This window comes from Rhizobacter sp. P5_C2 (assembly GCF_054049715.1).
In genome coordinates this window covers 12,911-37,621 of record NZ_JBFULV010000065.1, presented here as the reverse complement: position 1 = coordinate 37,621, position 24,711 = coordinate 12,911, and the positions used below count along the sequence as shown (strand labels likewise).

The window sequence follows — 24,711 nt, the reverse complement described above, 5'->3', positions numbered from 1 at the left end:
AACATGGCCGACGACAACGGCAACGGCTATGGCATCGCCCAATGGGGCGGGGTGCGCAAGCAGGGCCTGATCGACTTCGCCAAGGCCAACAACGTCGACCCGTCGAGCCAGGCGGCCAACTACGGCTACCTGAAGCAGGAGCTGCAGGGCGAGTACAAGGGCGCGATCGACGCGGTGAAGGGCACGAACGACGTGGCCGGCGCCACCGCGGCCTTCTGCAACAGCTTCGAGAAGCCGAGCGATCCGCAGATGGCGTCGCGGGTGGAGTACGCGATGAAGCTGGGCTGAGCGGGCACCGGTCCGTCCGGCTGCGGGCCGCGTCCGCACTTGACACCATACCGATTGGTCGGTATTGTCACCATACCGACTAATCGGTATGGAGTGCAGGATGATGGAACTCGCCGAAGGCCCCAAGAGAAAGCTGCTCGATGCGGCTTTGCGCGTGATTCGCGTGCAGGGCTATGCCGGCAGTTCGGTCGATGACATCTGCCGCGAGGCGGGCGTCACCAAGGGCAGCTTCTTCCACCACTTCAAGGGCAAGGACGACCTGGCCGTTGCCGCCACCGAGCACTGGACGGGCGTCACCGGCAACCTCTTCGAAACGGCCCCGTTCCGCAGCGTGGCCGATCCGCGTGAACGCGTGCTGGCCTACATCGACTTCCGCGCGTCGCTGATCCAGGGTGACCTGCCCGACTTCACCTGTCTGCTGGGCACCATGGTGCAGGAGACCTACAGCACGCATCCCGACATCCGCGATGCCTGCAACCGGGCCATCCTCTTTCACGCTCGAACCGTGGCGGCCGACCTGGTCGAGGCCAAGCGCCGGCATGCACCCAAGGCAAAGTGGGATCCGCTGGATGTCGCGCTCTTCGCGCAGGCCGCCATCCAGGGCGCCTTCATCCTTGCCAAGGCCCAGCACGATGCCGACGCGGCCCGCCGCGCCATCGCGCACCTCCACCAGTACGTGGCGTCGCTGCTCCCGGCAGCGGCCCCCGCGAGCGCCACCCGTTCCCGTCCTTCCCCCTCGGCTGCACGGCGCGGTCGCGCCTGAGCCATCAACCACCCAAGGAGACATCATGCAAAAGCTGACCCCCTGCCTCTGGTTCAACTTCAACGCCGACGAGGCCGTCGAGCACTACCTGTCCGTCTTCAAGAACGGCAAGGTGCTCGAGGTGTCGCACTATGGCGATGCCGTGCCCTCGCTGAAGGGCAAGGTGCTGACGATGCGCTTCGTCATCGAGGGGCAGGAGTTCCTGGCCCTCAACGCCGGGCCGCAGTTTCCGTTCACCGAGGCAATCTCGATCTCGGTGGACTGCGCCGACCAGGCCGAGGTCGACCGCCTGTGGGCGCGCCTGAGCGAGGGCGGCTCCACCGGCCAGTGCGGCTGGCTGAAGGACAAGTTCGGTCTCTCGTGGCAGATCGTGCCGCGCGCGATGGTGGACATGCTCAAGAGTTCTGACGCTGCCGGGTCACAGCGCGCGATGGCCGCGATGATGCAGATGACCAAGCTCGATGTCGCGGCGCTGCAGGCCGCCTTCGACGGCAGGTGAGGCCACGGCGAGCTGCGTTCCTTCATCGGACCCGCAGCAACGTCACTTCCTCAGGATCAAAAGCCTCGAACGACTCGCGCACGAATGCCAGGAAGGCCTGGATGCGCGGCGCGAGGCTGGCGCTCTTTCGGTGCAGCGCGTAGACGTTGAACCCTGCAGCGCACTGCCACTCGGGCAGCAGTCGCTGCAGACGCTGGCTCTGTACGAGCGCTGGGTCGAAACAGGCCATCCGGATGATGCCGGCACCGGCGAGCGCCGCGACGATCAGGCCCTCGCGGTCGGGCGTGACCACGCGTGCCTTGACCTGCACCGAACGGGTCTCGCCGTCGCGCTCGAAATTCCATTGCTCGGCCGGCTGTTGCATCCAGGGCCCGTGGAACACCAGGCAGCGATGGCTTGTCAGCTCGTCGGGGGTCTGTGGCGCGCCGAACCGGCGCACGTAGTCGGGCGATGCATAGATGCCCGGGCGACCGAGCGCCAGGCGGTGCGCCACGAGCCGCGAGGGCGGCGGCTCGCCCACCATCAACAGCACGTCGAAGTTTTCCGACTGCATGGCTTTCGGGTCCTGGATCGGTTTGACGTCGAGCTTCAGGTCGGGATAGCGGTTCAGCAGCAGTGCGAGGCGCGGCCAGACGATGTAGCGGCCGATCGGCGCCGGCAAGCCAACGCGCAGCGTGCCGCCCACCGAGCGCGTGCGGCGTGCGACGCTGGCTTCGAGCTCCTGCATGCGCGACAGGATGTCGAGCGCGCGCTCGTAGACCTGCGCGCCGTCTTCGGTGAGCTGGACGCGCCGCGTGCTGCGCAGCAGCAGCGTGGCGCCGAGCGAGCGCTCGAGGTCGGCAATCCCGCGGCTCACCGCCGAAGGCGTCAGGCCGAGGCTGCGGCCCGCGGCGACGAGGCTGCCCTGGTCGACCACGCGCACCAGCATCTCGAGGCGGCTGCTCTTGTCCATGGAATCTCCTTGGGGCCTGTCAACACGTCGGGAAGGCTCGATTGTTGAGTAAAACTCACGATCGGTTTGCGTCGGCTTGCCTCGACGCGGGGGTGCTCGACGTCTAGAGTGATCCCATCGACAGCCCCGATCGCGCCATGACCACCCACCGCCTGCCCACTTCTCCTTCGCGCCGCCGCCTGCTGGCCTGGGCCGCCGGTGCATCGAGCCTCGCGTGGTCGCCGGTCCGGGCCGCAAGCGCGCCTGCCGGCGTGGTGCGGATCCTGGTCGGCTCGGCACCGGGTTCGGCGATGGACGTGGCGGCTCGCCAGATCGGCGAGGCGTTCGCATCGCAGACGGGCCAGACGGTGCTGGTGGACAACCGCCCGTCGGCCGGTGGCATCCTGGCGCTCGAAGCCTTGCGCCAGGCCGCCCCTGACGGCCACACGCTGAGCCTCGTGCATGCGATGCAGATGAGCGCGGCGCCCGGCCTGTTCCCGCGCCTGCCGTACGACCCGTTGACCGACTTCGCACCGCTGGGCGTGCTGTTCAGGGGGCCGCAGGTGCTGACGCTCAACCCCGCGGTCGAGGCTTCGTCGTGGCCCGACCTGCTGCGGCTGCTGAAGGCGCACCCCGGCCGGTACCGCTACGCGACGCCGGGCAACGGCACGCCACAGCACCTGACGATGGAGTTGATCAAGGACGCCGTGGGAATCGACGTACAGCACATCCCTTACCGCGGGCCCGCGGCCACGGCGGCCGTGCTCTCCGGCGAGGTGGACCTGATGCTCGAGGGCGTGATGCAGGTGCTGGCGCACATCCAGGCCGGCACCTTGCGCGAGGTGGCGATGGGCGGCCTGCAGCGCGTCGCTGTGCTGGCCGAGGTGCCGACCTTCGAAGAGCTCGGTGTGCCCGGCATCGGCACGGTATGGGTCGGCATGCTGGCGCCGAAGGCCACGCCGGTCGAGGTCGTGCAGCGACTGAACGCCGAGCTGTCGCGGGCGGTGACGTCGCCCGCCTTGCTCGCCGCATTCGAACGCAGCGGAAGAATCGTCAGCCCAGGCTCGCCTGGGGACATGGCCGCGACGATCCGCAGCGAAACCCCGATCTGGCGCGCCGTCGTGCAGCGCGTGCGCATCACACCCGATTGACCTCGCCGCTTCTCTTCAGCGTTCGTCGATTCGAGGTGGCGCCGCCCGGCTCAGGCCATTGCGGCGATCGTCTGGCGCCGCGGCAGCCGCGTGAACGCCAGCGCTGACAGGAAGGCACCGATGCCCAGCGCGAACGCGCCGATGAAGAGCCAGGCATAGCTGGACCACGCGTCGTAGATCAGCCCGCCCAGCACCGGCCCCAGTGCCATGCCGAGGCTGCTGGCCATCGTGATGCCGCCGATCACCGTGCCCATCATGCGCAACGGGAAATTCTCGCGTGCCAGCACGGCAAACAGCGGCATCACGCCCGCATAGGTGAAGCCGAACAACGCAGCGACGGTGTAGAAGCTCCCGAGTTCGCGCGCAGCCACATAGCCCAGCACCACGATCGCCTGGGCGAGCAGCGCCAGCACCAGCACGCGCGCGGCGCCGAAGCGGTCGCCCAGCAGCCCGAACACGAGGCGCCCGCCCAGGCCCGCGAGCCCTTCCAGGCTGTAGATCGACACCGCGGCCATCAGCGGGATGCCGCAGGTGACGGCGTAGCTCACCGTGTGAAAGATCGGCCCCGAGTGGGTGGCACAGCTCAGGAAGCTCGTCAGCACCAGGATCAGGAACGGCGCAGAACGCATGGCCTGCCCGACGGACGTGGCTGGCTCCTGCGCCGCGCCCGATGCCGTTGCGGACAGGGCTTGTGCGGCTGGGGCTTGCGCGAGCGCCGGCGGTCGGCGCACCAGCAACGCCACCGGCACCATGAGGGCCGCGGCCAGGGCCGCGATGACCTGCAGCGCGGTTCGCCAGTCGTGGGCCTGCACCAGCCACGCGGCCAGCGGCGACATGGTCATCGGCGCCATGCCCATGCCGGCCGACACCAGTGACACCGCCAGGCTGCGCCGCGTGTCGAACCACCCGGTGACGCACGCCATCATCGGCGCAAAGATCGCCGCCGCGCTGAAGCCGACGACCGCGCCGAACAGCAGCTGGAACGCGAGCAGCGAGGTCGCCAGGCTGGACAGCGCGAGACCGGTGGCGAGCAGCACGGAGCCGGCCAGCACCACGATGCGCGGGCCCACGCGGTCGCAGAGCCAGCCCCAGGCGATGCTGCCGAGCGCGAGCGCCGCGAAGGCCAGCGTCATCGCGGTGGAGATCCCGGTGGTGGACCACCCCGTGTCCTGCGCGATCGGCCGCAGGAACACCGGCAGCGAGAACAGCCCGCCGATCGCCACGCAGCCGAGCACGCCGCCTGCGGCCACGATGATCCAACGGTAGTGCGCGCGCAGCGCATCGTTCCAGGAATGCATGATCCGGTCCTTTGTCGATTCGTGGCGCGGCGGAACGATTCCACCGCCTCACCCCCACGACGAACGACGACCGGCCGAATCGACAGCTCAGCCCGCCAGCCCCTTCATCTGCGCATACAGGTCCGCCTTCCCCTCGAAGCCGATCCCCGGCAGCTCCGGCAACGTGACATACCCGTTGTCGACCTTCACGCCATCGGGGAAGCCGCCGTAGGGCTGGAACAGGTCCGGGTACGACTCGTTGCCGCCCAGGCCCAGCCCGGCCGCGATGGCCAGCGACATCTGGTGCCCGCCGTGCGGCACGCAGCGCGATGCCGACCAGCCATGCGCCTTCAGCATCTCCAGCGTGCGCAGGTACTCGACCAGCCCGTAGCTCAGCGCGCAGTCGAACTGCAGCCAGTCGCGGTCGGGCCGCATGCCGCCGTAGCGGATCAGGTTGCGCGCATCCTGCATCGAGAACAGGTTCTCGCCGGTGGCCATCGGCCCGGCATAGTGCTGCGCCAGCTCTGCCTGCAAGGCATAGTCGAGCGGATCGCCGGCTTCCTCGTACCAGAACAGGTCGTACTGCGACAGCGCCTTCGCATACGCGATGGCAGTCTTCAGGTCGAAGCGCCCGTTCGCGTCGACCGCCAGCTTCTGCCCCGGCCCGAGCAGGCGCAGCACGGCCTCGATGCGCTTGCAGTCTTCGGCCAGCGACGCGCCGCCGATCTTCTTCTTCACCACCGAGTAGCCACGGTCGAGGTAGCCGCGCATCTCGCGCTCCAGTCCTTCCAGGCCCTGGCCCGGCCAGTAGTAGCCGCCCGCGGCATAGACGAACACCTTGCGGTCGGCGCGGCCGTTGCCGTAGCGCTCGGCCAGCAGCTGGAACAGCGGCTTGCCTTCGATCTTCGCCACCGCGTCCCACACCGCCATGTCGATCGTGCCGACCGCCACCGAGCGCTCGCCGTGGCCGCCGGGTTTCTCATTCGTCATCATCGTGGCCCACACCTTGTGCGGATCGATGTTGTCGCGTTCCACATCGAGCAGGGTGGCCGGATCGGCCTCCTGGATGCGCGGCAGGAAGCGTTCGCGCATCAGCGCACCCTGGCCGTAGCGCCCGTTGGAATTGAAGCCGTAGCCGATCACCGGCTTGCCGTCGCGGATCACGTCGGTGACCACGGCAACCAGGCTCAGCGTCATCTTCGAGAAGTCGATGTACGCATTGCGGATGCTGGACTGGATGGGCTTGGTCTGTTCGCGGATCTCGATGATCTTCATGGTGGGTTCCTGGGGAGTGTTCAGCGCGGCAGCGAGGCGCCGCCGCAGATCTGGATGTCCTGGCCGGTGATGGCCGCCGCCGCGGGCGAGAGCAGGAAGCCCACCAGCGCGGCGATCTCGTCGGGACGGATGAGCCGGCCGATCGGCGGCAGCACGGGTGCGGCGGCCTGCCGAGCGGGGTCGTCGGTCATCGCCGTCTGCGTGGCCGCGGGCGACACCACGTTGACCGTCACGCCGTGCGCCACCACCTCGGCGGCCCAGCTGCGCGACAGGCCGGCCAGCGCCGCCTTGGTCGCCGCGTACTGGCTGCGGCCGGCCTTGCCCTGCGCGACGCGGCTGCCGATCAGCACGACGCGGCCGTGCCCCGCGGCTGCCATGGCCGGCAGCAGCCGGTTGCCGATGCGCTCGGCGGCATCGACGTGCAGGCGCCACATCAGTTCGCCGTCGGCCGCATCAAGACTGCCGAGGCTGCCCACGCGCAGCACGCCGGCGGCATGCACGAAGGCCTGGGCGACGGCCAGGTGCCGTACCACGGCCTCGGTCGCCGCGCCGTCGGCCAGGTCGACGCGCACCGCGTGGAACTGCAGGTGGTCGAGCGTCGCCGGCCCCAGGTCGAGGCCGCTGACGCGCCAGCCATCGTCCAGCAAGGCCTGCGCGATGGCGCGCCCGATCCCGGAACTGCTGCCGGTCACGACCGCATGGCGTTCACTCGGCACGGATCTTCCCCTCGGTCACGATGCGCTGCGACAGCGCCATGTCGTCCTTCTGGAAGCGCACGAAGTCGTCGATCGAGCCCGGCGTCAGCAGCAGCCCCTGCGGCGTCAACTGCTCGCGCATGTCGGTGCCCAGCGCCTTGTTGACCTCGGCATTCAGGCGCACCGCGATCTCCTTCGGCAGGCTGGCCGGGCCCCACAGGCCGTACCAGCTGTAGAACTCGTAGCCCGGCACCGTCTCGCCGACGGTCGGCAGGTCGGGCTGGCTGGGCACGCGGTTCTTCGAYGTGACGGCCAGCACCTTCAGCTGGCCTGCCTTCGCGAACGACGCCGAGCCGAGGATGGGGTCGATGAAGGCATCGACGCTGCCGCCGATCAGGTCCTGGTAGGCCGGTGCCGACCCCTTGTAGGGCACGATGAGGTATTCCATCTGGCCGGCGCGGCGCAGCATCTCGGTGCTCAGGTGCCCGGCCGAACCGGTCGAGCCGATCGCGAAGCTCAGCTTGCCCGGGTGGGCGCGCGCGTAGGTCAGCAGGCCCTTGACGTCGTTGAACGGCAGGTTCTTGTTGACGGCGATCGCCAGCGGCGCCTTGGCCACCAGCGCCACCGGCGCGAAGTCCTTGACCACGTCGTAGGCCGCGGTCTTCTGCGTCATCGGCGTGGTGGTGAAGGTCGACGCGCTGAACAGCAGCGTGTAGCCGTCGCCCGGTGCCCGGGCCACCGCCGAGGCGCCGATGGTGCCGGCACCGCCCGCGCGGTTGTCCACGATCACCGTCTGGCCGAGTTGCTGGCCGAGTTTCTGGGCCAGAAGACGGCCCACCACGTCGAGCGTGCCGCCGGGCGGGAAGGGGATGACCATCGTGATGGGCCTGGCGGGCCAGGGTTCGGCGCGGGCGCCGGTGGCCAGGCCGAGCAGCGCGGCGGCCGCGGCGCAAAGAAGGAAGTGTTGGCGGTTCATGTCGGCTCCTCAGCGCTTGAGCAGGCCGGCCTGGGCGACCGCTGCACGCAGCGCGGCCATCTCGGCATCGTTCGGTGCCTCGGTGGGCGGGCGCACGGTCGGCGAATCGAGCACGCCGGCCAGGTACATCCCCATCTTCATGCGCGCATGGGCCTCGCCGGTCGGTTCGCCGCCGCCGTAGACGGCATCCTTCAGCGGCGTGATGACGGCCTGCACCGCGACGGCCCGCTTCAGGTCGCCGGCCTTCACGGCTTCCCACAGGTCGTTGATCAGGCTCGGGATGAAGGTCGCGAAGCCCACCAGCGCGCCATCGACGCCTTGCACCATCGATGCCAGCAGGTACTCGTCGTGGCAGGTGAGGATCGCCTTGCTCGCATCGGCCGCGCGGATGGCGGCGATGTCGGCGGCGTACTTGTTCATGTCGCGCTGCCCCACCTTGAAGGCAGCAACGGCGGGCAGGCGGGCCAGCTCCGCCAGCGTGGCCGACGAGTACGACGCGCGCGTCCATGCCGGGTAGACGTGCGCGACCAGGTCGAGCCCGACCGAGGCGATGGCCTCGAAGTAGCGCGTCACGTGGTCGGGGCGGAAGCCGAAGCGCAGCCAGTGGTGCGGTGGCATCACGTCCAGGGCCTTGGCACCCGCTTCGCGTGCCATCGAGGCCTGCTCGGTGGCGTCGCGCGTGCCTTCGCAGACGATCGACGAGATCACCGGCAGCCGGCCCTTCAGCTCGTCGGCGACGATGCGCGTCACCTCGGCGCGCTCGCGCGGCAGCAGCGAGAACACCTCGCCGGTGTGGCCGTTGGTCATCACGGCCACCACGCCGGGCTGCGTTGCCAGCCACGAGGCGTGCTTTCGCAGCGCGGGCTCGTCGATGCGGTGGTCGCCGGTGAACGGGCAGGCGATCGCGGGGATGATGCCGCGGTAGTTCTGGATCGTGCGCATGGTCTTGTCTCCTGTGTGTTTGTTGAACAATCGCGGTGAATCTTGCGCGCCGCGGCCAGCCTTGACCAATGCCGCTTGGGTCTTCTTCCATGCCTTGTGAGCACCGCCCATGAACCTGATCTGGCTCGACGATTTCCTGACCCTGGCGGCCAGTGGCAGCTTCTCGCGCGCCGCGCAGGAGCGGCACATGACGCAGCCGGCCTTCAGCCGCCGCGTGCGGGCGCTGGAAGACTGGCTGGGCGTGGTGCTGTTCGACAGGAGCACCCAGCCCGCCACGCTGACCGAGGCCGGGGAATGGTTTCGCGCGGTGGCGCAGGAACTGCTCACGCGCGTCGCGGGCATTCCCGACCAGGCGCGCGCGGTGGCCGATGCGAGTTCGGCCACGCTGCGCATCGCGTCCACCCATGCGCTGTCGTTCAGCTTCCTGCCGGGCTGGCTGCGCGGGCTGGAGTCGCGGCTGGCGCAAGGGCCGGGCCCGGTGCAACTGATCTCCGACGTGATGCAGCAATGCGAGGCGCTGATGCAGCAGGGCCGCGTGCAATTCCTGCTGTGCCATGCCCATGAGCAGGTGCCCAGCCGGCTGGATCCGGCATCGCACCACTGGGCGGTGGTCGGCCACGACGCGCTGTTGCCGGTGTCGGCGCCCGACGCATCGGGCCGGCCACGTCATTGGCTGGACGGCACCGGCGGCAAACCGGTGCCGCTGCTCGAGTACAGCGCCGAGTCCGGCATCGGCCGCCTGGTGCGTGCCTTGCGGGGCAGCGCGCTGGCCGAAGCCCATGCGCAGTCCGCGCTGACGGCGCACCTGGCCAGCGTGCTGAAGACGATGGCGCTGGACGGCCGCGGCGTGGCGTGGCTGCCGCGCAGCCTGATCGCCGACGACCTGGCCGCCGGCCGCCTGACCGCCGCGGGCGGCGCGCAGTGGGCGATCGAGGTCGAGATCCGCCTGTTCCGGCCGCGCTCGCCGTTGCCGCGGGCCGCCGAACGCTTCTGGGCCGTGGTCGACAGCCCTCCGATGAACATGTCCGAAAGCGGCTAGCGCCTTCGCGAACGCCGCTCATCATCGGCGGCTTCCAACGGGAGAAGCCGATGCCGCAGGATGAAGCCGAAGAGTTCGTGGCGCGATTTGCCCACGCGTGGGCAACGAAGGACGGGGCCGCGTTCCTCGCCCTGTGGCATCCCGATGGGGAATTGCGCTCGCCGATCTACGACCGCGTGATCTACGGGCGCGAACTGGGGCTGCTGAACGAGCTGCAGCTGAAGGCCACGCCTGCGCTCGTGTGGGAGCTGTTGTCGTGGACCTGCCGGGGCGACGTCATTCACATCGAATGGAAAAGCTCGAACCGGTACGGCGAGCGACTCGTTTCCTGGTGCGGCGTGGACAAGATGACGCTCGAGAATGGGCGGATCCGCGAGGAGATCGTCTACGTGGATACCGCCCCGCTGCAGGCGCTGAAGATGGGCGTGGCGCTGCAGCCGCTGATCCACGTGCCGCGCTGAGCCGCATGGAGCGGGAGCGATGCGGGGCGGCGCTGCTCGCACCAACCCCGCCAGGACTCAGCCGATCCTGCCCAGCACGCCTCCGAAGTGCATCTCGGCATCGCCGGCCGCCTGTTGCAGCCCTTCGGCGAAGAGCGCTTTCAGACGGGCCTGCGTCTGCGGCCGGGACACGCCCTGCAGGAACAGGCGGCTGTCTTCGTTCAAGGCCTCGATGCTCGGCAGGCTGATGGCGTTGACCTGCCGTTTGGTGTCGGCCAGGCCCTCGGCCGGGAAGCGCCCGATCCGATGCGCGAGCGCCTCGACGAACGCGCTCAACGCCGCGTCGGGCAGCGCGCGGTTGACCCAGCCGTAGCACTCCGCCAGGTCGGCGGTGAAATCGTCAGCGCCCAGCAGGACTTCCAGCGCCCGGCCTCGACCCATCAGGCGGGTCAGGTGCTGGACAGCGCCGGCGCCCGGGATCGCGCCGACGCCGTTTTCCGGCTGGCCGAAGAGAGCCCGTTCACGCGACGCGAAGCGCATGTCGCAGGCGAGGACGAACTCGCTGCCCGCTCCCCGGACCCGACCGGCGATCGACGCGATGGTGACCTGCTTCAGCGAACTGATGCGCAGGTAGAGCGTCCCGAGGCCCGAGCCCGTTCCCAGGCGGGCCAGTTTCTCGCGCAGCGCCGGGACCGCGGTCATGTCCACGTGGGCACTGAAAAAGTCCGGGCTCGCGCTGTCGAACACGACGACGGAGGTGTCGTTGCCGTCGGTCTCGAGGTGCTGCACCAGCGTGACGAGATCGTTGACGATTGCCGGGCCGATGAGGTTCAACGGAGGCGCATCGAGCGTGGCGAAGAGCACGCGCCCCTCCCGGCGCGTGCGGATGGCATCGAGTTTCAACATGGCGGCCTCATCCCCGGGCCGGCAGCAGGTCCAGCACCGCGTCGGCAAAGGCCTGGGGCGCTTCCTGCGGGAGGTTGTGGCCGGCACCGGGCACGATGCGATGGGCCTTGCGCGCCGGGAACTTGGCGGCGTACGCGCTGCCATTGTTCGGCAGCACGACGGCGTCGTCCGCACCGTCCAGCGTGATGGTCGGGACACCGATCACCGGCAGCGTGGCGAGTCGCTTGTCGAGCTCGGCATACGCCGGGTCGCCCGCCACCTGGTTGAAGCGGTGGCGATACGAGTGAACGGTGACGTCGATGTAGTCCGGGTTGTCGAAGGCTGTCGCCGTGCGATCGAAGGTCGCGTCGTCGAAGTTCCACTTCGGCGACCACAGCTTCCACAGCAGCTTGTTCGTCTCGCGGCGGTACTTGGTGTACCCCGCCTTGCCTCGCTCCGTGAGGAAGTAGAACTGGTACCACGCCGGCAGTTCGCGCTCCGGAGGCTGCGGAATGCTCGTTCGGGTCAGGTCCAGCACGGCGTAGCCGTTGACCGAGACCAGGCCGGCGCATCGCTCCGGCGACAGCGCGGCAACGGCGCAAGCAGCGCGGCCGCCCCAGTCGTAGCCGGCGAGCACGGCCTTCGGAATCGACAGCGCGTCCAGCAGCGCGACGAGGTCGGCCCCCAATGCCGTCTGCTGGCCCGATCGCGGCGTCGCGGCATCGAGAAACCGCGTTTCGCCGAAGCCTCTCAGGTACGGGACGATCACCCTGCAGCCCTTGGCCGCGAGGAGCGGGGCCACGTCGGCATAGGCGTTGGCGTCGAACGGAAAGCCGTGCAACAGGACGACCGGGATGCCGTCGGCGGGGCCGCTTTCGAAGTAGCCGACATTCAGCACGCCTGCCTTGACGTGCTTGAGCCGGCCAAGGCCGCCGGCAGGCGCAGCAGCGCTGCTGTTCGACTGGGCGCGTGCCGTCAATGGCGACAGCAGCGAAAGCTCCGCGGTGGCGATGCCGAGGGCGGCGGCGCTGATGAAGGTGCGGCGGGTGGGGTTGATGTCTGCGGTCAAGCAGTTCTCCTGAGGATCTGGCGGTCGGACGAAGGGTGAGGCAGAGGCCTGCCCGCTGCTGCGGTGCATGTGCAGCGTTGATCGCAGGCCTCGCGGCGCAGATTAGTATGAAAATCATAGCCACAACGCGCGAGGGGGCTGATGTGAGGGCTGATCGATCGAGCGCGACCGGTGCGTCACGCCCTCTGCGAGCCGGTCACTCCGTGGCTTTCATCCTTTTTCTCGCGACGCTTCCCTTGCTCTCGCGCTCCCGCGCATAGGCCGGGCTCAGGTTGGCTTCCAGGTCCGCCTTGCGCAGGACTTCGCCACAGGCCTTGCACGCGGTGCCCAGCCCCGGATCCTTGCCGCAAGGCCGATGGGTGTAGCGGACGGCGACAGCCTCGCCCCGCGTCTTGCACCAGGTCTCGCCCCATGCGCGAAGCGCCAGGATGACCGGATAGAACGCCTGCCCCTTCGGCGTGAGAACGTAGTCGTGGCGCAGCGGCTTGGTGTTGTACGCACGTCGCTCGATCATGCCGTCGCTTTCCAGGCGCTTGAGGCGGGTGGTCAGCATCTGCGGCGTCGCCTCGGTCTGCGCGAGGATCTCGTCGAAACGGTGATTTCCCATGAACAACTCGCGCAGGATCACGACCGTCCACCGGTCGCCCACCACGCCCTGCGAGCGGGCCACCGGGCACTGCGTGTGTCTGTCTTCCGCTTTTGTCGCCATCGCCTCAACCTTTGATTCCAGAACCGGGCTGCTCACCCGGCGAACATCGTATTTTCATGCGAGCGGCCCCGGAGGGCCGATGGTCTCTGCAGGCTGCAAAGAGCGCATCGTCGGTGGCCGATTGTTAGTATGATTTGCATATTGACTATCCAGGCAAGCAATGACTTCGATCCCGGGCCGCAAGGCCATCTCCCACGAGCGCATCGTCGAGGGCGCTTCGCGCGCCGTGCGGCGCCTGGGCTATCGCGACGTGAATGTCCATCAAGTGATGCGTTCGGCCAAGCTCACGCATGGTGGCTTCTACGCCCATTTCGCTTCGCGCGATGCGATGCTGGCCGAGGCGGTGACCCAAGCCGGCATCGACATCGCGCAGGTGATGCACGAGCAGAGCACGCGGCTCGTCTGCACCGGCATGAGTCCGTTCAGGGCGTTCCTGGAGATCTACCTGTCGGCCGGTCACATCCAGGACCTCGACAACGGATGCCCGGTGTCGCTGCTGTCCAGCGAGATGTTCCGCCAGGCGCCGGAAGTCGCCGAACCGTCGCGTCGTCTGATCGTGGACCTGCATGCGCGGCTGAGCAGGACCCTTCCGGCCGCTGCGCCGCGTGATGCTTCGTGGCTGATCACCAGCGCACTGCTGGGGGCTGTTCAACTCGCCCGGGCGCTGGCGGGAAGTGACCCCGCTGCGGCCGATGCCGTGCTCTCGGACACCAAGGCGAGCTTGCTGGCGCGGTACGACATCCGGTGAACAACTTCACACAATCCTCCGCTTGGCGGAGTGGAAACGCTTCCATATATTCCTCTCCTTCGATGGCAGGCCAGGAAGGAGACACCCATGGATGCGTTTCGCCGATTGCGTGGGCTGGGCTCGACGGCCCTGCTGGGCATCCTGGTCGCCTGCGGCGGCGGGAGCGGCAGCACGGGCAGCGATCCGCAGGAGCATGAAGGCGCGAGCGCCTTGTCGCGCGCCGCGGTGGCGGCAGCGGCCGGCACGGAGATTCCGCCCGGCCGCTACCTGATCGCCAACGCATCGAGCAAGCTGTGCGTCGATGCCGTGCCGGCCAGCGCCGACGGTGGTGTGCTGCGCCAGGCTGCGTGTGCCGTCTCGACGAACCAGGCCATCGACATCACGCAGCCGAGCGCCGGCGTCTACAGGATGGTGGTGGTCGGCACGGGGCGGGTGATCGACCTCTCCGGCAGCTCCGCTGCCGACGGCGCCACCTTCTGGCAATGGACCGACAACGGCACCAATGCCCAGCGCTTCAAGCTGCAGCGCACGCAGGGCAACCGCTATGCGCTGGTGAATGCCGGCAGCGGCAAGTGCGTGGCCATCGATGGCGGCTCGCTCGCCGAGGGCGCCGGCCTGCGCCAGGCGGGCTGCGATGCCAACCAGGCGGCGCAGCAGTTCCTCTTCTACCCGGTGACCGCAGCCGGCGGCCGCGCAGCGATCGCGGTCGGCCAGTACAACCTGCAATCGGTGTCGTCCAGGCTGTGCGTGGAGATCGCCGATGCCAGCCTGGCCGACGGCGGCAAGACGCAGCAGACCGCCTGCGCCGATTCGCCGCAGCAGCGCTTCGAGGTGAAGCCCGCGGCCGACGACAGCTACAGCTTCATCAATGTCAACAGCGGCAAGGGATTGGATGTCAGCGGCATCTCCATCGCCAACGGCGCGCTGATCCAGCAATGGACCTACGGCGGCGCCGCCAACCAGCGCTTCAGCGCCACGCTCGACGGCGCGGGCCTGCACCTGCAGCCCAAGCACGACGGCAAGTGCCTGGACGTGAAGGACTTCAGCACGGTCGCCGGCGGCCAGGTCCAGCAATGGGACTGCGGCGGCAACGACAACCAGCGCTGGCTGCTGCAGGCCTCGGCGGTGCAGCCGCCGGCCCACGGCAGCGTGACGCCCGACCAAGTGCTGCTGGTGATCAATGCCAACAGCGCGACCTCGGCCGCCATCGGTGCCGATTACCAGCAGCGCCGCGGCGTGAGCAACGTGGTGCAGGTGCGCACCCTCGACTCCGCACTCGGCAGCGGCAGCGAGACGCTCTCGGGCAGCGACTACAAGAGCCAGATCGAGCAGCCGATCCGCAACTTCCTGGCGCAGCACCCGCAGGTCAACTTCATCGTGCTGACCAAGGGCGTGCCGATCCGCGTCAACGGCGCGGCCACCGGCGACACCTTCAACGCCGGCGGTGCGCAGGCTTCGGTGGACGGCCAGCTCGCCGCGCTCGACTACGACAGACTGCCTGGCGCGAAGCTGGTGTCGTTCAACGCCCCCAGCGGCTTCGCCAGCGGCTCGGCCTGGCTCAACCGCTACTGGAATGCCGACGAGCCCTTCAGCCACGCGAAGTTCGGCGGCTACATCGTGACGCGGCTCGATGCCTTCACCCAGGCGCAGGCGCTGGGCCTGACCGCGAAGGCACTGCAGGCCGAGGCCGCGACCGGTCAGAACCCAGGGCAGGGCACCATCCTGCTCGACATCCAGCCGGACTTCGGCATCAACGACCCCGCGACGCAGCCGGCGCCCATCACCGATTCGGTCATCACGCGCGAATCGGACTACGGCACCTGGAATGGCGATCTCCAGCATGCCGGGCAAGACCTCGCGGCACGCGGCATCCCGGTGCTGCTCGACACCAGGAACACCTTCGTCGGCAACCAGACGAGCCTGCTCGGCTACTACTCCTGGGGCAGCAACGACAGCCACTACAGCGCCACCGCCTACCACTCGCTGCGCTTCTTGCCGGGCGCCATCGGCGACACCGCCGTCTCGACCAGCGCCGAGAGCATGCTGCCCCCGGGCAGCGGCGGCCAATCGGCCATCGGCGACCTGCTGGCGCAGGGCATCACCGGCGTGAAGGGCTACGTGAACGAGCCCTTGCTGCAGGCGATCTCGTCGCCGTACATCACCTTCAACCGCTACACGCGCGGCTACACGCTGGGTGAGAGCTTTGCCGCGGGGTCTCATTTCGTCGGGTGGACCGATCTCGTGATCGGGGATCCGCTGGCGCATCCGTATCCGTCGCGGTGAGTGGCCGGCCTCCGAAGCCGGTCAGTGCGACGTGCCCCGCGCGTCACGCCAATGGGCCGGCGTCGTGCCTTCCCAGCTGCGAAAAGCCCGGTAGAAGGAGTTCGCGTCCTGGTAGCCCAGCAGGAATGCGGCTTCCGAGATACCGATCTCGGGATCGGCCAGGTACTGTCGAACGAGTTCCTGCCGCGCTTCGTCGAGGATGCGGCGGAAGCTCGTGCCTTCGGCGGTGATGCGCCGTTGCAGCGTGCGCACGCTCGTTCCCAGGTCCTTCGCCACCGATCCGACGCTCACCGGACTGGCCGACAGCCGACGCTTGACGATCTGCTTGACCTGGTGCGCGGTGCTCGCCACGGCATGAAGGTCCGCCAGGTGGCGCTCGAGCCCGGGCGCCAGCATGTCGGTGAGTTCCGCGTTGTGCATCGTGAACGGCAGGTCGAGATCCGCGCTGCCGAGCACCAGCGCATTGCACGACGCACCGAACTCGATGGAGACGCCGAAATAGCTGCTCCGCGCCTCCTCGCCGTCACGGCGGCACCGAAGCGCGAGCCGCCGGGGCCGCAGGTGGGTGCCGGTGCCGCGTCGCCCCAGCTCGATGATCGATGCGAATGTCGCATCCACCAGGGCCGCCGGCGGCGAGGTGGTCGCGAACGGCCACTCGGGTTCGATCGCGGTGTCGGCGCCGGATGGGTTCAGTCGCAGAACTTCTCCTCCACACAACTGCTTGTAGCGCGCCAGGCTCGCGAGTGCTTCGCGCAAGCTGCGCGCCTGCATGGCGGCCAGGACGATCGGATGGGCCTGCAAGGTGTCCATGCCGCGCACGAAGCGCAGGCCGACGTCCGGCGCCGGGTGCAAGGCGGAGATCGCCCGCCAGACATCGAAAAGCTGGTCGGTCGACACCACGACGCGAGAACCGTCCAGCGCACTCAGGGGCAAGCGGCTTTCCGCGATGACCTGCGACTGCGTCAGTCCCACGGCGCGCACGCCGCTCCAGAAGGCCGCGGGCAAGTTCACGCGGTCGGGCACGCGGTCGGGCGTGGTGCGAGCGGCGAAGCGATCAGGGCGTGGCAATGGCGGCGTCACGAGGTGCACGGAACACGAGTGCCAGCATGCGGTCGAAAAGCCGATCCGACAAGACCGCCCGCATGAAAAGCGAGGCCTTGGCCGCGGTTCCGGCCGCGTACCGGGTCTTCGGCTTGCGCGCACTCACGGCCTTGACCAGCAGATCGGAAATGACGGAGGGCGACGCCCCCTTCAACGGCGCGGCGCCCTGCCAACCTGCGACGAGCGGCGCGTACGCGGTGTGGCCCGAGAACCGGCGTGCCGAGTCCATCGCGATGCCGTTCCATTCCGACTCGACGCCGCCCGGCTCGATCACCACCACCTGGATGCCGAAGTCGCGGGTTTCGAAGCGGAGGCAGTCCGAAAAGCCTTCCACCGCGTGCTTGGTCGCGTGGTACCAGCCGCCCAGCGGAGAGTAGACCTTGCCGCCGACCGAGGAGATGTTGACGATCCGCCCGGCCCGCTGGGCACGCATGCCCGGAAGCACCAGTTGGGTCAGGCGCGCGAGGCCGAACAGGTTGACTTCGACCTGGCGACGCGCCTCGGCGATCGGCACGTCCTCGATCGAACCGTAGGCGCCGTAGCCGGCGTTGTTGACGAGCACGTCGATGCGCCCCTGATCGCGCAGGATCTGCTGGACGCCGGCCACCATGGAGGCATCGTCGGACACGTCCATGCCGAGAACGTGACCGCCGGCCGAGGCGATGTCGCTCATCGCCGAGGTCCGGCGAGCGGCGCCGTAGACGACGTACCCGTGCTGGAGCAATCGAAGGCAGAAGTCCTTGCCCATGCCCGACGAAGCGCCGGTGACGAGAGCAACTTTGCGCGCGGAATGGGAGGAGGTCATGAAGTTCGTGGTGTTCTGTGGATCGTCCGCAGATCGTCTGGAAATTCTAGGGACCCGAGGTGATCGCGTGAGTGGCGGAACGCGCCAAGTTGCTGGGCAACTGTGCCAATCAACTGCGCCAATCATCCCAACGCCAGCCAACCCGCCACGCAGTCCTCCACCTCCGCCCGCGTCATCGCCTCACCCGCCGCTCGCTCTGCCTCGAACCGCTCCACCCCCAGCGCCTCCCGCGATGCCGCCATCAGCGGCGTGATGAACGCCTCATCCACCGGATCGGCCCGCTCCCCATCCTCGCGCCGGTCCGCCAGGGACGCGCCATGCAGGCGTGCCGCCTGCACATGGTCTTCCAGCGCGGAGGCCAGGCCGGCGGCCACTTCCGCCAGCCGCGCCGCCATCTTCGGCAGGCCATCGCGCAGCACCAGCGGCCACAAGGCCTGCAGCGTTTCCCGCGCCGCCGGCAGCTGCCCGAGGGTGACCAGCACCTGCGCCAGGTTGCACTGCAGCTGCCCCGTCACTGAAGACGGCAGCGCCAGCCGCTGCGCGAGCGCGATGGCTTCGTCGTACAGCGCCCGCGCCTGCGCATGGCGGCAGACACCGCGGTGGATCTCGGCGATGTTGTTCAGGCTCACCACCAGGCGGATGTCGGGCACGCCGTTGGCGCGCAGCAGCTCGGTCGCCTGCTCGTACGCCGACAAGGCCTCGTCGGCACGCCCCATCGCATGCCATGCGTTGGCACGCAGGCTCAACGCCACGGCGGTGCGCTCGGCGTCGTCGGTCGACGCCACCAGCTCGCCGCCCCGATCGGCCCAGCGCAGGGCCTCGTCGTAGAAGCCGCGCTTGTACGCGAGGTGCGACATCGCCAGCAGCGCCTTGCCACGCAGCGCGTCGTCGAGCCCGTGGGCATTGCGCGCCAGCGCGGCGGTGCCCAGGCAGTAGCCCATGTCGAGCGGGCCGGCAAAGGTCCAGTAGCGGCCGAGCGCCGCAACGAAGCGCCAGCCGGCGTCGGCGCCTTCCGGCAGGTGGGCGCACCAGTCGTGCGCCGCGATCAGGTTGTCCTGCTCCGCCTTCAGCCGGGGCAACCACGCCAGCTCGCCCGGACCGTGCAAATGCCCGCCGGCTTCTTCGGCAAAGGCGACGAAGTGGGCCAGGCAGCGCGCACGCACGGCCTGCGCTTCACCGGCCTCGTCGAGCAGGTCCTGCGCAAACTGGCGCACCGTCTCGAGCATGCGAAAGCGCGGCTCGGGCAGGTTCTCGGGCGCCATCACGAGCAGCGATTTGTCGTGCAGCTGCGTCACGATCTGCAGCGCGGCGTACTCGTCATCGATGCCCGCGGCCACGGCGGCCGCGGCCAAGGTGCACCCACCGACGAAGACCGAGAGCCGCGCGAACACCTGCGCTTCCGGCTCGGTCAACAGCTTCACGCTCCACTGCAGCGTGGCGCTCAGCGTGCGATGGCGCGGCGGCGCGTGCGAGCTGCCGGTGAGGAAGCGGAAGCGGTCGTCCAGCCGCGAGCGGATCTCGTCGACCGCAAACATGCGCACGCGCGCCGCGGCCAGCTCGATCGCCAGCGCAATGCCGTCGAGCCGGCGGCAGATCTCGGCGATGACCGGTGCGTTGGCCGGTGTCAGCGCGAAGTCGGGCCTGGCGAGTCGGGCGCGGTCGACGAAGAGGCGCACCGCGTCGGAGTCGAATGACAGCGGGCCGACCGCAAAGATCTGCTCGCCCGGCAGGCCCAGTGCCTCGCGGCTGGTGGCGAGGATGTGCAGGCCGGCGCAGGCGGCGAGCAGGCGGTCGGCGAGCCGGGCCACGGGGTCGATCAGGTGTTCGCAGTTGTCAAGCACCAGCAGCGCGCGCGCCGCGCCGATGTGCGCGCACAACGCGTCGAGCGGATCGGCGGCCGCGTCTTGCCGGGCACCGACGGCCGACGCCACGGCGGCGAGCAGGCGCCGCGGGTCCTGCAAGGCCGCCAGGTCGACGAACCACGCGCCTGCCGCAAAGGTCGCCAGTTGCCGCTGCGCGAGCTCGATCGCCAGGCGGGTCTTGCCGCTGCCGCCGGTGCCGGTGAGCGTCAGCAGCGGTGCGCGCTCCAGCAGGCCGGCGCAGTCGGCCAACGCGTGCTCGCGGCCGATGAAGCGGGTGCGTGGCAGCGGCAGGCGATGTTGCGTTGGGATGGGCTCGACGCTTGCGGGTTCGACCTCGGCCTCGCGCAGCGCGGCGGTGAACTGGTAGCCGCGGCGCTTCACGGTGGCTATCGCCTCCGGCCCCAGCAGCTTGCGCAAGGCCGAGACCTGCACCTGGAGGTTGTTCGGCTCGACCACCAGGCCGGGCCACGCGAGCTCGATCAGTTCGTCCTGCCCCACCACCTGATCGCGCCGCTGCGCCAGCGCGATCAGCACGTCGAGGGCCCGCACGCCGAGCGACGCCGGCTTGCCGTCATCCAGCAGCAGGCGTTCGGCAGGGCGCAGTTCGAAGCGACCGAAGTGGAGCGGTGTCGACATGGGTGGGCCGGGTTTCAGCTTGATTTCAGGTGGGTGAAGGACGTGGCCAGGGCGCGCGTCGGACAGTCGCCCCACTGCATCAGAACCCCGGGGAGACCACCGATGGATTTCATCACGATCATTGTCCGCACGCTGTCGCGCCGATCGACACCATCGCACTTCGCGATGGATGACGGCCGGGGCCCTGTCGCCCAGTGCGAAGCCGAGTCCGATGGCGACGGCCTGCGGCTCTATGTGGATGGCCGGTTCGAAGGCTGGATCGACGGCGTGCGGCGCTTGTAGCGTCAACAAGCCGTCATGGGCGAGCCGCACAGTCCGCCGGCCATCCACTTCATGTCATCCCATGACGAATCATTTTTTCTCTGCAGCCGCACTGAAGGTCGTCGCCATCGCGCTCATCGCCGTGAATGCCCTCGCGGCCCGCGCCGATGAACTGCCGCGCTGGGACACCGCCATCACGAAGTACAACGAGAAGCAGGTCCGCGACTTCCATCCGATGTTCGATTTCGACTCCGATGGCTGCTACCCGGCGACGCCGTTCAACCGCAACAACAACCTGAGCCAGAACCCCGGCCTGAACGCCACCGGCACGGTGCAGGGCGCCTGCCGCGACGGCGGCTGGGGCAACTATGCCAACACCATCCACCGCCAGATCTGCCGCGAGACGGTGGAGGGCAGCGACCGCATCGAGCGCTGCGCGCATTTCTACGAGCTGTACTTCGAGAAGGACCAGGCGATCGGCCTCACGTTCCTGGGCGGCCACAAGCATGACGTCGAGACGGTGATCGTCTGGACGGGCAAGAAGAACGGCGGCGGCGATTTCATCTCGCACGTGTCCGTCAGCGCGCATGGCAACTACACCACGCTGCCGATGGCCGGGCTGGAGAACCACTGGGGGCACCCGCTGGTCGTCTATCACAAGGATGGCGCCGGCACGCACGCGTTCCGCTTCGCGAATGCCAACGACCATGCCCACGTCGAGTTCATCGGCAACTGGGGCGAGTTCTACGCGCCGGACATCCTCAGCCACTACAGCGCCGTCGCGCAGTGGAACGGCGACGAGTGGACGCGCTACCAGGCCAACCGCAACTACCGCATCGCGCTTGAAAACTCGAACTTCGGCAGCGCGAGCTTCAAGACCCGCAACGACGGCGAGATCATGAACCAGGCCAACAACGCCGCCCCGCGCGGCGATGCGTTCTGGGCCAATGTCTGGTTCCTGTGGGACGACGTGTGGGCCACGCGCGCGAAGGAGTTCCAGGCGAACTATCCGCAGACGTACACCCGCATCAGCGAGTGAGTCAGCGATGAAAAGTGGAATTATTCTGGCGTTATGGAGTTCAGATGACTAGAATATTTCCATGTCGAGAAAGCCCGCTCCGCTGCTTCCGGCCACTGAAGCGCTGCTGATCCAGTTCGGGGACCGCCTGCGCCTGGCTCGCCTGCGCAGGCGGCTTTCGGCCAAGCAGGTGGCAGAGCGAGCGGGCATGGCGCCCATGACGCTGCGCAGCCTCGAGCGCGGTGGGGCAGGCGTGACCATGGGTGCCTACATCGCCGTGATGCAGGTGCTGGGCATCGAGAAAGATCTCGATCTGCTGGGCAAGGCAGATCCCGTCGGCCGCGACCTGCAGGATGCGCAGTTGCCCGCGACCCGGGCGACGCGCTGGGTGCCGCCTCCCGCCCCTTCTTCACAACGGCATGAAGTCATGGAGCGGCTGCCTTCCGAAGCCGCTTCCGGCCGGATCGCGAAGGGAGACTTCGCGAGCTCCGAGGCACTGGTCGGCCTGATCGACCTGCCTCCGAAGAAGAAAGCGCGTTGAGCGCATGACCTCGACCATCGCCGTCTGCGCAGACTGGATCGGTCTCGCAGAGCCGCTGCGGCTGGGATGGCTGCACGCCAGGCGCGGTGCGGGCCGGGAGGTCTTCGAGTTCGAATACGACCCCGTCGCGCTTGCCCACCCGGCCACGCGGAATCTGGCGCTGGATCCCCGGCTCGGCCTGTACGAGGGGCGGCAGCACCCGCCGCAAGGCCATCAGACCTTCGGTGCGTTCGCCGACGCGAGCCCGGATCGCTGGGGCCGATTGCTGATGCGACGCCGGCTGGAGCGCGCGCAAAGGGCGGGGCAGGTGGGCAAGACCGTGCGCCTGCACGAATCGGACTACCTGCTGGGCGTGCACGACACCTACCGATCTGGCGCGTTGCGCTTGCGACTCGGGGACACCGGTGACTTCCTCGACAACCAGCACGACACAGCCGCACCGCCGTTCGTCCAACTGCGCGAACTGGAGGCGGCCAGTCTCGCGCTGGAGCGCGATGAAGACAACACCTCGCCCGACGCTGACGACTGGCTGCGCATGCTGATCGCGCCGGGTGGCTCGCTCGGCGGCGCGCGTCCCAAGGCCAGCGTCATCGACGAAGGGCATCTGTGGATCGCCAAGTTTCCCAGCGTGCGCGATGAGTACGACATGGGCGCGTGGGAACTGGTGGCGCAAACCCTGGCAAAAGCGTGTGGCCTGTCGGTGCCGCAAAACATGGCTCGCCGTTTCGCGAGCCCACATCACACCTTCCTGGTGAAGCGCTTCGACCGCACGCCGCAGGGGCGGATTCATTTCGCCTCGGCGATGACGCTCACCGGCCGCCAGGACGGGGACGATGCCTCCACCGGCGCGAGCTACCTTGAAATTGCTCGCGTACTGACCGATCACGGCGCGCAGACCCAGGCCGATCTGCGCGAGCTGTGGTCGCGCATCGTGTTCAACATGCTGGTTTCCAATACCGACGACCACCTGCGCAACCACGGCTTCCTGCTCGTGCCCGGCAAGGGGTGGCGCCTGTCCGAGGCGTATGACATGAACCCCGTGCCCGAGTCGCATGGCCTGAAACTCAACGTCAGCGAATCCGACAACGCGCTCGACCTTGACCTGGCGCGCTCGGTGGCTCCGTATTTCCGGGTCTCGAAGAAGCTCGCCGACGAGACCATCGAGCGCAGCCAAGCCGTGGTGAGGCAGTGGCCCAAGATCGCCGACAGCCTGCATGTGCGCCCCCGCGAGCAAGAGCGCATGGCTTCGGCGTTCAGGCTCGCTGATGTCTCCTAGAACGTGACCACCACCGACCCCGCGCTGCGCTTCGCCTCGCCGTGGAACACCGCTTCGATGTTGTTGCCGTCCGGGTCGAGCAGGAAGGCCGCGTAGTAGCCCGGGTGGTAGGGCCGTTCGCCCGGCTTGCCGTTGTCGCGGCCGCCGGCTTCCAATCCGGCGCGATGGAACGCCTCCACCATCTTGCGGTCCCTGGCCTGGAAGGCGAGGTGGTGGCGCCCCGTCAGATGGCCTTGCGCCGCTTGGCTGTCGGCGGTGGAGACGAACAGCTCGTCGATCCAGAAGTAATCCGCCGCGCTGCCGCCCACTGGAACCTCCAGCACCTTGGCCAGCGCTTCGTAGAAGCGTTTGCTGGCCGCGATGTCAGACACGACGAGCTGCAGGTGATCGATGAGACGACCGCGGTGAAGTTGCTGTGCTTCCATGGAGACTCCTCGGTGGTGGACGTGAAGGTCGGCCCCCTCTGAGTTCGGCCGCCGCGCGGAGTTCCGGCCCGTGCCGTCGCCTGACGAATGTTTTTCGCCGATACAGAAATCTGTATCATCGTCGGATGAAGACCACCCTCGACATCAACGATGAGCTGCTTGCCACGGCCAAGGCGCTGGCCGCCCGGCAGCGAACCACGCTGACGCGCCTGATCGAGGAGGGCTTGCAGCTGCGGCTGAGGGCGCAGCAGGCGACGGGGCCGCGCGGCAAGCCGCGTCTGCCGGTGTTCAAGGGACGAGGTGGGCTGGTGGCGGGTGTCGATCCGCTCAGCAACCGGTCGATGCTGGAGGCGCTGGGCGATGACGCCTGACGTGAATGTGCTGGTTGCGGCATTCCGCAGCGATCATCCCCACCACGCGGTGGCTCGGCCGTGGCTTGAACAGGCCGCCGCCGCGGTGTCGTCCGGAGCGACGCTGACCGTCATGCCGATGGTCGTGGCCAGTTTTCTGCGGCTGGTGACCAGCCCCAGGATCTTTCAGTCTCCAGCRCCGATCGAGCAGGCTGTCGACTTCGTCGATGCGCTGCTCGCCGTGCCGGGCGTTCAGCTGGCGGAGCAGGGGCCAGAGTGGCCTCGTTTGCGCCAGCTGTGCCTCGACAAGCAACTCACCGGAAATTTCCTGCCGGATGCCTGGCTGGCCGCAGCCGTCGTGCAACTCGGCGAGCACCTGGTGAGTTTTGATCGGGATTTCAGGAAATTGATCAGCCGCGCCCACTTCACGTTGCTGGAGGCCGCGGCCTGACAGGTCGACGAGCGG

The 24,711-nt window shown here is 68.5% G+C and carries 27 protein-coding genes; 14 read left to right on the top strand and 13 right to left on the bottom strand.

Features of this window, described 5'->3' with window-relative positions; translation table 11 throughout:
* From ACXJLU_RS22115 to ACXJLU_RS22105, 3 genes are all read left to right on the top strand, one after another.
* Positions 1–288, top strand: a 288-nt coding sequence (locus tag ACXJLU_RS22115; RefSeq protein ID WP_457334685.1) for a phage tail tip lysozyme, incomplete at its 5' end; no start/stop codon positions are given.
* 103 nt (positions 289–391) lie between these two features.
* Entirely contained in the window at positions 392–1,051 is a 660-nt protein-coding gene (locus ACXJLU_RS22110; RefSeq protein ID WP_457334683.1) for a TetR/AcrR family transcriptional regulator, read from the top strand.
* Between the two features lie 25 nt (positions 1,052–1,076).
* Positions 1,077–1,550, top strand: a complete 474-nt coding sequence (locus ACXJLU_RS22105; protein WP_457334681.1) for a VOC family protein — start codon at positions 1,077–1,079, stop codon at positions 1,548–1,550.
* Between the two features lie 22 nt (positions 1,551–1,572).
* On the opposite strand, the gene ACXJLU_RS22100 is transcribed toward ACXJLU_RS22105, so the two are convergent.
* Positions 1,573–2,502 (bottom strand): LysR family transcriptional regulator, encoded by a 930-nt coding sequence (locus tag ACXJLU_RS22100; protein WP_457334679.1) that lies wholly within the window; start codon positions 2,500–2,502, stop codon positions 1,573–1,575.
* 137 nt (positions 2,503–2,639) lie between these two features.
* Here ACXJLU_RS22100 and ACXJLU_RS22095 point away from each other — a divergent pair, with 137 nt between their 5' ends.
* A complete protein-coding gene (locus ACXJLU_RS22095; protein WP_457334677.1) occupies positions 2,640–3,632 on the top strand; it encodes a Bug family tripartite tricarboxylate transporter substrate binding protein in 993 nt (330 codons plus the stop codon).
* A 50-nt stretch (positions 3,633–3,682) separates the two neighbouring features.
* Here the strand turns inward: ACXJLU_RS22095 and ACXJLU_RS22090 are convergent, their stop codons facing one another.
* From ACXJLU_RS22090 to ACXJLU_RS22070, 5 genes are all read right to left on the bottom strand, one after another.
* On the bottom strand, positions 3,683–4,930 hold the full coding sequence (locus ACXJLU_RS22090) for an MFS transporter (RefSeq protein ID WP_457334675.1): 1,248 nt from the start codon (positions 4,928–4,930) through the stop codon (positions 3,683–3,685).
* 87 nt (positions 4,931–5,017) lie between these two features.
* Complete coding sequence (locus tag ACXJLU_RS22085; protein ID WP_457334673.1) at positions 5,018–6,184, bottom strand: mandelate racemase/muconate lactonizing enzyme family protein; 1,167 nt, start codon at positions 6,182–6,184, stop codon at positions 5,018–5,020.
* A gap of 20 nt (positions 6,185–6,204) precedes the next feature.
* Positions 6,205–6,900 (bottom strand): SDR family NAD(P)-dependent oxidoreductase, encoded by a 696-nt coding sequence (locus ACXJLU_RS22080; protein WP_457334671.1) that lies wholly within the window; start codon positions 6,898–6,900, stop codon positions 6,205–6,207.
* Positions 6,890–7,855, bottom strand: coding sequence for a Bug family tripartite tricarboxylate transporter substrate binding protein (locus ACXJLU_RS22075; RefSeq protein ID WP_457334669.1), 966 nt, complete (start codon positions 7,853–7,855; stop codon positions 6,890–6,892). Before ACXJLU_RS22075 ends, ACXJLU_RS22080 begins: the two co-directional genes overlap by 11 nt.
* Before the next feature lie 9 nt (positions 7,856–7,864).
* Positions 7,865–8,797 carry a dihydrodipicolinate synthase family protein gene (locus tag ACXJLU_RS22070; RefSeq protein WP_457334667.1) on the bottom strand — a complete coding sequence of 311 codons (933 nt, stop codon included), beginning with the start codon at positions 8,795–8,797 and terminating at the stop codon, positions 7,865–7,867.
* A 109-nt stretch (positions 8,798–8,906) separates the two neighbouring features.
* On the opposite strand from ACXJLU_RS22070, the gene ACXJLU_RS22065 reads away from it, so the two are divergent.
* On the top strand, positions 8,907–9,836 hold the full coding sequence (locus ACXJLU_RS22065; RefSeq protein WP_457334665.1) for a LysR family transcriptional regulator: 930 nt from the start codon (positions 8,907–8,909) through the stop codon (positions 9,834–9,836).
* A 50-nt stretch (positions 9,837–9,886) separates the two neighbouring features.
* A complete protein-coding gene (locus ACXJLU_RS22060) occupies positions 9,887–10,297 on the top strand; it encodes a nuclear transport factor 2 family protein (protein WP_457334663.1) in 411 nt (136 codons plus the stop codon).
* A gap of 57 nt (positions 10,298–10,354) precedes the next feature.
* Here ACXJLU_RS22060 and ACXJLU_RS22055 read toward each other — a convergent pair whose 3' ends face one another.
* From ACXJLU_RS22055 to ACXJLU_RS22045, 3 genes are all read right to left on the bottom strand, one after another.
* On the bottom strand, positions 10,355–11,182 hold the full coding sequence (locus ACXJLU_RS22055) for an enoyl-CoA hydratase/isomerase family protein (RefSeq protein WP_457334661.1): 828 nt from the start codon (positions 11,180–11,182) through the stop codon (positions 10,355–10,357).
* Positions 11,183–11,189: 7 nt separating this feature from the next.
* The gene (locus ACXJLU_RS22050; protein WP_457334687.1) at positions 11,190–12,230 is read right to left on the bottom strand and encodes an alpha/beta fold hydrolase; all 1,041 of its coding nucleotides are present in this window, start codon (positions 12,228–12,230) and stop codon (positions 11,190–11,192) included.
* A 196-nt stretch (positions 12,231–12,426) separates the two neighbouring features.
* Positions 12,427–12,975 (bottom strand): winged helix-turn-helix transcriptional regulator, encoded by a 549-nt coding sequence (locus ACXJLU_RS22045; protein ID WP_457334659.1) that lies wholly within the window; start codon positions 12,973–12,975, stop codon positions 12,427–12,429.
* 124 nt (positions 12,976–13,099) lie between these two features.
* On the opposite strand from ACXJLU_RS22045, the gene ACXJLU_RS22040 reads away from it, so the two are divergent.
* Both ACXJLU_RS22040 and ACXJLU_RS22035 read left to right on the top strand, forming a co-directional pair.
* Positions 13,100–13,687, top strand: coding sequence for a TetR/AcrR family transcriptional regulator (locus ACXJLU_RS22040; RefSeq protein ID WP_457334657.1), 588 nt, complete (start codon positions 13,100–13,102; stop codon positions 13,685–13,687).
* An 87-nt stretch (positions 13,688–13,774) separates the two neighbouring features.
* Positions 13,775–15,970 (top strand): TIGR03790 family protein, encoded by a 2,196-nt coding sequence (locus ACXJLU_RS22035; RefSeq protein WP_457334655.1) that lies wholly within the window; start codon positions 13,775–13,777, stop codon positions 15,968–15,970.
* 21 nt (positions 15,971–15,991) lie between these two features.
* Here ACXJLU_RS22035 and ACXJLU_RS22030 read toward each other — a convergent pair whose 3' ends face one another.
* The 3 genes from ACXJLU_RS22030 to ACXJLU_RS22020 all read right to left on the bottom strand — a co-directional run bounded on the left by ACXJLU_RS22030 (position 15,992) and on the right by ACXJLU_RS22020 (position 20,374).
* A complete protein-coding gene (locus tag ACXJLU_RS22030; protein WP_457334653.1) occupies positions 15,992–17,059 on the bottom strand; it encodes an AraC family transcriptional regulator in 1,068 nt (355 codons plus the stop codon).
* Positions 17,025–17,876 carry an oxidoreductase gene (locus tag ACXJLU_RS22025; RefSeq protein ID WP_457334651.1) on the bottom strand — a complete coding sequence of 284 codons (852 nt, stop codon included), beginning with the start codon at positions 17,874–17,876 and terminating at the stop codon, positions 17,025–17,027. The genes ACXJLU_RS22030 and ACXJLU_RS22025 overlap by 35 nt, the downstream gene beginning before the upstream one ends.
* Positions 17,877–17,998: 122 nt before the next feature.
* The gene (locus ACXJLU_RS22020) at positions 17,999–20,374 is read right to left on the bottom strand and encodes an ATP-binding protein (protein WP_457334649.1); all 2,376 of its coding nucleotides are present in this window, start codon (positions 20,372–20,374) and stop codon (positions 17,999–18,001) included.
* 102 nt (positions 20,375–20,476) lie between these two features.
* Here ACXJLU_RS22020 and ACXJLU_RS22015 point away from each other — a divergent pair, with 102 nt between their 5' ends.
* The 4 genes from ACXJLU_RS22015 (at position 20,477) to ACXJLU_RS22000 (ending at position 23,470) form a co-directional block, all read left to right on the top strand.
* The gene (locus tag ACXJLU_RS22015) at positions 20,477–20,656 is read left to right on the top strand and encodes a hypothetical protein (protein WP_073468680.1); all 180 of its coding nucleotides are present in this window, start codon (positions 20,477–20,479) and stop codon (positions 20,654–20,656) included.
* Between the two features lie 61 nt (positions 20,657–20,717).
* On the top strand, positions 20,718–21,674 hold the full coding sequence (locus tag ACXJLU_RS22010) for an NPP1 family protein (protein WP_457334647.1): 957 nt from the start codon (positions 20,718–20,720) through the stop codon (positions 21,672–21,674).
* A gap of 61 nt (positions 21,675–21,735) precedes the next feature.
* A complete protein-coding gene (locus tag ACXJLU_RS22005) occupies positions 21,736–22,194 on the top strand; it encodes a helix-turn-helix domain-containing protein (protein ID WP_457334645.1) in 459 nt (152 codons plus the stop codon).
* Positions 22,195–22,198: 4 nt separating this feature from the next.
* A complete protein-coding gene (locus ACXJLU_RS22000) occupies positions 22,199–23,470 on the top strand; it encodes a type II toxin-antitoxin system HipA family toxin (RefSeq protein ID WP_457334643.1) in 1,272 nt (423 codons plus the stop codon).
* Here the strand turns inward: ACXJLU_RS22000 and ACXJLU_RS21995 are convergent.
* Positions 23,467–23,895, bottom strand: a complete 429-nt coding sequence (locus tag ACXJLU_RS21995) for a VOC family protein (protein WP_457334641.1) — start codon at positions 23,893–23,895, stop codon at positions 23,467–23,469. The two genes, ACXJLU_RS22000 and ACXJLU_RS21995, sit on opposite strands and share 4 nt — an antisense overlap.
* Before the next feature lie 125 nt (positions 23,896–24,020).
* Between ACXJLU_RS21995 and ACXJLU_RS21990 the strand changes: the two genes are divergently transcribed.
* Together ACXJLU_RS21990 and ACXJLU_RS21985 are read left to right on the top strand one after the other, a co-directional pair.
* Positions 24,021–24,266 (top strand): DUF6364 family protein, encoded by a 246-nt coding sequence (locus ACXJLU_RS21990; RefSeq protein WP_457334639.1) that lies wholly within the window; start codon positions 24,021–24,023, stop codon positions 24,264–24,266.
* Positions 24,256–24,696: a TA system VapC family ribonuclease toxin gene (locus tag ACXJLU_RS21985; RefSeq protein ID WP_457334637.1), complete on the top strand. Its 441-nt coding sequence runs from the start codon at positions 24,256–24,258 to the stop codon at positions 24,694–24,696. The genes ACXJLU_RS21990 and ACXJLU_RS21985 overlap by 11 nt, the downstream gene beginning before the upstream one ends.
* Positions 24,697–24,711: the final 15 nt, after the last annotated feature.

What these genes read in the sequence shown, in the direction of transcription:
- ACXJLU_RS22110 (WP_457334683.1), top strand. Translation starts at nt 392, where the DNA reads ATGGAACTCGCCGAAGGCCCCAAGAGAAAGCTGCTCGATGCGGCTTTG.
- ACXJLU_RS22015 (WP_073468680.1), top strand. Translation starts at nt 20,477, where the DNA reads ATGGATTTCATCACGATCATTGTCCGCACGCTGTCGCGCCGATCGACA.
- ACXJLU_RS21990 (WP_457334639.1), top strand. Translation starts at nt 24,021, where the DNA reads ATGAAGACCACCCTCGACATCAACGATGAGCTGCTTGCCACGGCCAAG.
- ACXJLU_RS22055 (WP_457334661.1), bottom strand. Translation starts at nt 11,182, where the DNA reads ATGTTGAAACTCGATGCCATCCGCACGCGCCGGGAGGGGCGCGTGCTC.
- ACXJLU_RS22005 (WP_457334645.1), top strand. Translation starts at nt 21,736, where the DNA reads ATGTCGAGAAAGCCCGCTCCGCTGCTTCCGGCCACTGAAGCGCTGCTG.
- ACXJLU_RS22100 (WP_457334679.1), bottom strand. Translation starts at nt 2,502, where the DNA reads ATGGACAAGAGCAGCCGCCTCGAGATGCTGGTGCGCGTGGTCGACCAG.
- ACXJLU_RS22010 (WP_457334647.1), top strand. Translation starts at nt 20,718, where the DNA reads ATGACGAATCATTTTTTCTCTGCAGCCGCACTGAAGGTCGTCGCCATC.
- ACXJLU_RS21995 (WP_457334641.1), bottom strand. Translation starts at nt 23,895, where the DNA reads ATGGAAGCACAGCAACTTCACCGCGGTCGTCTCATCGATCACCTGCAG.
- ACXJLU_RS22035 (WP_457334655.1), top strand. Translation starts at nt 13,775, where the DNA reads ATGGATGCGTTTCGCCGATTGCGTGGGCTGGGCTCGACGGCCCTGCTG.
- ACXJLU_RS22095 (WP_457334677.1), top strand. Translation starts at nt 2,640, where the DNA reads ATGACCACCCACCGCCTGCCCACTTCTCCTTCGCGCCGCCGCCTGCTG.
- ACXJLU_RS22000 (WP_457334643.1), top strand. Translation starts at nt 22,199, where the DNA reads ATGACCTCGACCATCGCCGTCTGCGCAGACTGGATCGGTCTCGCAGAG.
- ACXJLU_RS22040 (WP_457334657.1), top strand. Translation starts at nt 13,100, where the DNA reads ATGACTTCGATCCCGGGCCGCAAGGCCATCTCCCACGAGCGCATCGTC.
- ACXJLU_RS22070 (WP_457334667.1), bottom strand. Translation starts at nt 8,797, where the DNA reads ATGCGCACGATCCAGAACTACCGCGGCATCATCCCCGCGATCGCCTGC.
- ACXJLU_RS22020 (WP_457334649.1), bottom strand. Translation starts at nt 20,374, where the DNA reads ATGTCGACACCGCTCCACTTCGGTCGCTTCGAACTGCGCCCTGCCGAA.
- ACXJLU_RS22085 (WP_457334673.1), bottom strand. Translation starts at nt 6,184, where the DNA reads ATGAAGATCATCGAGATCCGCGAACAGACCAAGCCCATCCAGTCCAGC.
- ACXJLU_RS22065 (WP_457334665.1), top strand. Translation starts at nt 8,907, where the DNA reads ATGAACCTGATCTGGCTCGACGATTTCCTGACCCTGGCGGCCAGTGGC.
- ACXJLU_RS22025 (WP_457334651.1), bottom strand. Translation starts at nt 17,876, where the DNA reads ATGACCTCCTCCCATTCCGCGCGCAAAGTTGCTCTCGTCACCGGCGCT.
- ACXJLU_RS22060 (WP_457334663.1), top strand. Translation starts at nt 9,887, where the DNA reads ATGCCGCAGGATGAAGCCGAAGAGTTCGTGGCGCGATTTGCCCACGCG.
- ACXJLU_RS22105 (WP_457334681.1), top strand. Translation starts at nt 1,077, where the DNA reads ATGCAAAAGCTGACCCCCTGCCTCTGGTTCAACTTCAACGCCGACGAG.
- ACXJLU_RS22090 (WP_457334675.1), bottom strand. Translation starts at nt 4,930, where the DNA reads ATGCATTCCTGGAACGATGCGCTGCGCGCGCACTACCGTTGGATCATC.